This is a genomic window from Chloroflexota bacterium (genome assembly GCA_034717495.1).
Classification (GTDB): domain Bacteria; phylum Chloroflexota; class Anaerolineae; order JAAEKA01; family JAAEKA01; genus JAYELL01.
In genome coordinates this window covers 1-5,926 of sequence record JAYELL010000010.1, presented here as the reverse complement: position 1 = coordinate 5,926, position 5,926 = coordinate 1, and the positions used below count along the sequence as shown (strand labels likewise).

Here is a 5,926-nt window from a genome sequence, read left to right as displayed (position 1 = left end):
TACCTCACGGTACGCCTAGCTAGCTCACGCACCGTCTGCTGACGTCACGCACCGCTTGCTGCCTCTCGGCACGCCTACCTCTCGGATCGGTTGCTACCGTGCTGGCGTAGCGTGCTGGCGGCGTCTCAGCGTCCCTGCGCAATCACCACCTGAAAATGAACCTCAAACGCCTCCCGCAGCTGTCGGGTAATCGATCCAGGGCGGCCTGTTCCGATCACTTCCCCATCCAGGCGCACCAAAGGAAGCACATGCCGGCTGGTGCTGGTCAAAAAGGCTTCCTGCCAACACGCCCGGTCGGCCAGCGGGAGGGCACGCCGTTCCACCGGAATCCCCAGGTCACCGGCAAGCTTGAGAACCTCCTGTTGGGTCACGCCGGCCAGTACATGCTCAGGCGGTGGTGTGTGTAGTTTTCCATTCTGCACGATAAACAGGTTGCTGGATGACCCCTCAGTCGCGCTGCCGTCGCGATCTATCAAAATGCCCTCGTGTTCCCCTGCACTGAGGGCGCGCTGCTTGGCCATGTGATTCACCAATGTATTCAATGACTTGGCGTTGGGAAAAGCCCGTTCCCCCAGGTAGCTTACAGCGCCCACACCCTCTTCGAACATCTCTGGAGGAAAGGACCGCGCCGGCTCGGGCCAGACAAAAACCTCCGGCCCATGCTGCCCGCTTGGCCCCAGTGCAAACAGCCGGATCATGGCATCGCGGCAGCGGTTGGTTGCGACGGTTTTCCGGGTCCATTGCCCGATCGCGTCCAGATCGGCCGGTAAACGAAGATCGATGGCAGCAGCCGACTCGGCCAGGCGGTCCAGGTGGTCCTCCAACATGAAGATAACACCCTGGCAGAGCTGGATCGACTCGTAGATTCCAAACGCGCCATAGATGACCGGGTTGAAGATAGAAATAGTGGCCTTGGAAGGCGCAATCATTCGGCCATTGCGACAGACCAGGTAAGGCAGACACTTAGATGATTTCATGATACGATTGCTTCCCGCCGCGCGATTGTAACACGAGTATCGCGGGCAGGCAAGGGCATGGAGGCGGCCATCCACGGATGCGGACGCCGAGGGTCGGAGGGTCGAAGTTTCAGAGTATCAGAGTCTCCGCATCGCCGCGTCCCCGGCTACCTCACGGAGCGCTTGCTAGCGTGCCGACGCTGCTCTCCGGAAATTCCCCCCTTTGGGGGGTTAGGGGGCATACCCTCCCACCACACCGGCGCGAGGATGCACACAGCACGCAAACCTGTGGTACAATGTCAGGCAGTTAACCTCAAACCGACAACCCGTCTCTATCCCGGAGCAAGCATGGATCCCTGGAAAACCATTTCGCGGCGAACGATTCTACAACACAGCAAGTACCTGACTGTGGAGGAACATGTTGTCGAGCTGCCCGACGGCCGGCGCATCGAAGACTGGCCCTGGATCATCACGCCCAACTATATCAACGTGGTGGCCGAAACAGAAGCCGGCACCTTTCTCTGCTTTCGACAGGTGAAGTATGCCCTGGACGGCGTCACCATGGCGGTGGTAGGCGGCTATCTCGAGCCCGGTGAAGAACCCCTGGCCGCCGCCCGGCGGGAATTACTGGAGGAGACAGGCTACCAGGCGTCCCGGTGGATAGACCTGGGGCACTACAATGTCGGTGCGAATCGTGGTTTCGCCACAGCCAATCTCTATTTTGCGCGGGGCGCCCGCCCGGTGACTATGCCCAATTCCGATGATCTGGAAGAACAGGAACTCATCGAACTGACTCGATCAGAACTGAAAACCGCCCTGATGCGGGGGGAATTCCAAAGCCTGGCCTGGACCACAGCCGTGGCCATGGCCCTGTTGTGGCTGGAAGATGGCGGCGACTGACCAGATGCGACAAGGGAGGAAATCCATGTCCCAATCAATCCTCATTCACAACGCGACCGTCTGCACCTTCGGCGATGACAACCGCGTGATCGAAGATGGTGCTGTCCTGGTGCAGGATGGCGAGATCGCCGCGGTTGCTTCCAGCCAGGACCTGCTGGCCGCCTATCCCGATGCGGCGCGGGAGGATGCCGGCGGCAAGCTGCTCATGCCCGGCAATATCTGCACCCATACTCACTATTACGGTGCCTTCGCCCGGGGCATGTACATTCCCGGCCCTGCACCGCGGGATTTTCCCGAGATCCTGCGCCGTCTCTGGTGGACCCTGGATCGGGCCCTGGACGACGATGGCGTGCTCTTCAGCGCCCTGGTCTGCCTGGTAGACGCCATTCGCAACGGCACAACGACCCTTATCGATCACCATGCCAGTCCGGCTCACGTCGATGGCAGTCTCAGCATCATTGCCGGCGCGGTGGAGACCGCCGGACTGAGAAGCTGTCTCTGTTATGAAGTCACCGATCGCAATGGACCCGAAGAGGCCACGGCCGGCATCGCCGAAAATGTGCGTTTCATCAAGGAAACGCGGCGTCCCGGGTCGTCACCGCTGGTTGCCGGTACCTTCGGCCTGCACGCGTCGCTCAGCCTGAGCGATGAAACTCTGGCCCAATGTGTTGCCGAGGCCGAAAGCCTTGGAAACGTGGGCTTCCACATCCACGCCGCAGAGGGCCCCGCGGATCAGGAGGACAGCCAGGCCAACTATGGTCTGCGCACCATCGACCGCCTGAAGAGCCGGGGGATTCTGGGACCGCACACCATCGTGGCCCACGTCACCGCCATCGACCCCTGGGAGATGGAAACGCTGCGCGAGAGCAACACCTGGATTACCCATCAGCCGCGCAGTAACATGAACAACGCGGTGGGTGTGGCCGATGTGCCTGCCATGATGCGGGGTGGCATGCCCATTTGTCTAGGCAACGACGGCTTCTCCAACGACATGTTCAGCGAGATGAAACAGGCATATTTACTGCACAAAGTATGGCAAAACGACCCGCGGGTAGCCAGCGGTGACCAGATCGTCCAGATGGCCTATGGCAACAATGCCGCCCTGGCCCGGTTGTTCTTCCAGCCTGGCCTCGGGCAGATCAGCCCGGGGGCCGCGGCTGATCTGATCCTGTTGGACTACTACCCGCCCACCCCGTTGTCCAATGAGAACCTGCCCTGGCACATTCTTTTCGGAGTGAGCGGCAGCCACGTCACCCACACCATGGTTGCCGGCCGCTGGTTGATGAAAGACCGGCAGCTGCTGACACTGGACGAAGCAGCCATCACCGCCCGCAGCCGCGAGGTGGCGCGGGAGACCTGGCAGCGGTATTGGGAGTAGGGCAGGGAGACCCAACGCCGCCCGCAATCGTCAACCTGATGGCAGAGGGCAGTCGATGGGACGAGGCGACACGGAGACGCGGCGCCGTTGCGACCTCTGGCAGGAATGCTATCGGACGTACATCCATGCGTACCGCGGTACTGAGGCAGGTTGCGGGTTTGACCTCTCCCCCTCCCAGATTGGGAGGGGGCCGGGGGGTAGGTCGTACAATCAGTTTTCAAAGGAACGGAAAAACCACTTCATGGGAGAAAAAAACTATCTTATCGACATGGACGGCGTCCTTGTAAGCGGGCGCCAGCCAATCCCTGGGGCTGCTGAATTCCTGCAACGCCTAAAGGATCGGGATATCAAACACCTGGTCCTGACCAACAATCCCATGTACACGCCGGGCGACCTGTCCCACCGCCTGCGGACCATGGGATTGGAGGTGCCAGCCAAACACATCTTCACCTCCGCCATGGCAACGGCGCTGTTTCTGCAATCGCAAAAGCCACTGGGTAAAGCCTTTGTGATCGGCGAGAGTGGCCTGACCACCGCCATTCACTCGGTTGACTACGTGATCACCGATATCAACCCGGACTACGTGGTCCTGGGCGAAACCATGAGCTATAACCTGGAGATGATCACCAAGGCGATCCGGCTGGTGTCCGAGGGCGCCCACTTCATCGCCACCAATCCCGATCCCGCCGGTCCGGGAGAGGGAGGTCTGGTGCCGGCCTGTGGCGCCATGGCAGCCCTGGTCGAAACCGCCAGCGGCTACAGCCCCTTCTTCGTGGGCAAACCCAATCCCCTCATGATGCGTAGCGCGCTCAATTTTCTCAACGTTCATTCAGAGGACACCATCATGATAGGCGACCGCATGGACACCGACATCGTCGGCGGAGTCGAGGCTGGCATGGAAACGATCCTGGTGCTGACCGGCGTGACCAATCGGGAGAATGTCAAACGCTTTCCCTACCAGCCCACGCGCATAGCGGAGTCGGTGGCAGAGATCGAGTTGGAAGAAGAGGCAAGCTGAGAGCAGAAGGCAGCTTATGGGAGCTGTGCGGAGAGGAGCTCGCGGGAGCCGAAAAGATGTGTTGCAGACGCTGTGCGCCCCACCGATTATTGTGATCCCAACAGCGCCTTGAGTTCATCCATGCCGACCCGCGACGTCAGATCGAGGCTGAGCGGAGTCACAGACACGACATGGTCAACAGCAAAGGCGTGGATATCGGTTTCAGGTCGGAGGCGCTGCCAGTCGATCACCGTCTTGTAACTCAGTTGCCCGGGCGCACTGAGATCGGTGCGATGGGTGGGCAACGACTGATAATAGGGCTGTCGTGATTGCCGGGTCAGTCGCCACGGTGTCTCGACGGTGGCATGGCCGGGCACGTTGACGTTTAGTGTATCGACATCGCCGGGCATGGCCTCTGCCAGCAGTTTTTGCGCCAGCAGGCGAGTAAAATAAGCAGCGGCCGTCCAATCAACGGTGGCCGAATAATGGGGATCGTGGTGAGCGGCTGGGTCGGTCTCCAGGGAAACCGCTAATCCCGGGATACCGGCTTCACCCGCCTGGAGAGCAGCTCCCACCGTGCCGCTGACCGTGGTACTGGTACCCAGGTTCTCACCGTAGTTGATCCCCGAGATCACCAGGCTGGGCGGTTCATCCAGCAGATCGGTGATGGCGTAGAGCACCGTCTGGGCCGGGGAGCCTGGCATGGAATAGGCCGCCACCGGGCAGCCGTCGATGGGCAGGGTTTCCGTGTACATGGCGCCGCTGGTGGATTTGGGAAGACTGCGGCCCATGCCCGATTGCTGTTCCTGGGGAGCCACAATCACCAGGCGCCCCAGGTCACAGACCGCGTGCGCTGCAGCGAGAAGTCCCGGGGAATGGATCCCGTCGTCGTTGGTCAGTAGTATGAGTGGGGTGTTCATGCAGGGGATTCTATGTCATAATGTCAGCATGTCAAAATCTCAGCATGTCGTGTCATCATGAAATCAAAACCCGAAGCCAAAGTTTCCATCGAATTGCCAGACGCCGCCACCGCGACATCCTTCTCCCTGGAGGAAATCGAAGAACTGACGGTGTGCCCTAACTGTGGACGGGAGGACGCCCTGGTGATCCTGACTGACTTCATCGCCTGCGCCGCTTGCGGGCATTCCTCGGCGGGGGTACGGGGCTGTACCTGATGACGCACTCCGGCGCAGCGGGGCTGCGTAAGGGTCACGTCATGTCGAAATATCAGAATGTCAGCATGTCATGATTCCGCATATTGACATCCAGCAATTCTCATTGTCTGTGACAAAATGAGGAATTTGGGCGTATACTTTGAATCAGAAAAGCGGCATCGTAAGTCCTGGAAACCTTGGGTCTTCGTTGAAGACGCCTGCCTCCTGCTGATTAATGAAGGGCGGCAGACGATGGTATACTTGGATGAGCCGCCAGTAAAATAAACCCTGGAAGGAGTTTGAAACCATGTCTTCCCTTGTCCGCACGGACCAATTGTTAGAACAGGCTACTGCCATCCTGCCCTTCAGCAATGAAGATATCATCTATAAAGGCATTGCAGTTGGTGCATCCGAGCGGAGATCGCACGGGCATGAATGGCCCGTGCTACGTAACAGCGCCGGATGAATCCGGCTAGTACTCTGCGGGCTAAATAACTATGCAGTAACCAAGGTCCTTCACCAGAAGTAGGGACGGTCTTTA

6 protein-coding genes are annotated in these 5,926 nt (G+C 59.6%); 4 read left to right on the top strand and 2 right to left on the bottom strand.

From position 1 onward, the window contains the following. Positions 1–125: 125 nt before the first annotated feature. Entirely contained in the window at positions 126–977 is an 852-nt protein-coding gene (locus U9R25_02710) for an aminotransferase class IV (GenBank protein ID MEA3334792.1), read from the bottom strand. A gap of 327 nt (positions 978–1,304) precedes the next feature. On the opposite strand from U9R25_02710, the gene U9R25_02705 reads away from it, so the two are divergent. The 3 genes from U9R25_02705 (at position 1,305) to U9R25_02695 (ending at position 4,252) form a co-directional block, all read left to right on the top strand. Then, the gene (locus U9R25_02705) at positions 1,305–1,856 is read left to right on the top strand and encodes an NUDIX hydrolase (protein ID MEA3334791.1); all 552 of its coding nucleotides are present in this window, start codon (positions 1,305–1,307) and stop codon (positions 1,854–1,856) included. Positions 1,857–1,881: 25 nt separating this feature from the next. Then, complete coding sequence (ssnA, locus tag U9R25_02700; GenBank protein MEA3334790.1) at positions 1,882–3,234, top strand: putative aminohydrolase SsnA; 1,353 nt, start codon at positions 1,882–1,884, stop codon at positions 3,232–3,234. 241 nt (positions 3,235–3,475) lie between these two features. Further along, on the top strand, positions 3,476–4,252 hold the full coding sequence (locus tag U9R25_02695; protein MEA3334789.1) for an HAD-IIA family hydrolase: 777 nt from the start codon (positions 3,476–3,478) through the stop codon (positions 4,250–4,252). An 86-nt stretch (positions 4,253–4,338) separates the two neighbouring features. On the opposite strand, the gene surE is transcribed toward U9R25_02695, so the two are convergent. Then, on the bottom strand, positions 4,339–5,151 hold the full coding sequence (gene surE, locus U9R25_02690; GenBank protein MEA3334788.1) for a 5'/3'-nucleotidase SurE: 813 nt from the start codon (positions 5,149–5,151) through the stop codon (positions 4,339–4,341). A 57-nt stretch (positions 5,152–5,208) separates the two neighbouring features. Between surE and U9R25_02685 the strand changes: the two genes are divergently transcribed. After that, complete coding sequence (locus U9R25_02685; protein MEA3334787.1) at positions 5,209–5,406, top strand: hypothetical protein; 198 nt, start codon at positions 5,209–5,211, stop codon at positions 5,404–5,406. Positions 5,407–5,926: the final 520 nt, after the last annotated feature.

Coding starts and splice junctions, on each gene's coding strand:
- U9R25_02705 (MEA3334791.1), top strand. CDS start 1,305: ATGGATCCCTGGAAAACCATTTCGCGGCGAACGATTCTACAACACAGC.
- surE (MEA3334788.1), bottom strand. CDS start 5,151: ATGAACACCCCACTCATACTACTGACCAACGACGACGGGATCCATTCC.
- U9R25_02710 (MEA3334792.1), bottom strand. CDS start 977: ATGAAATCATCTAAGTGTCTGCCTTACCTGGTCTGTCGCAATGGCCGA.
- U9R25_02685 (MEA3334787.1), top strand. CDS start 5,209: ATGAAATCAAAACCCGAAGCCAAAGTTTCCATCGAATTGCCAGACGCC.
- ssnA (MEA3334790.1), top strand. CDS start 1,882: ATGTCCCAATCAATCCTCATTCACAACGCGACCGTCTGCACCTTCGGC.
- U9R25_02695 (MEA3334789.1), top strand. CDS start 3,476: ATGGGAGAAAAAAACTATCTTATCGACATGGACGGCGTCCTTGTAAGC.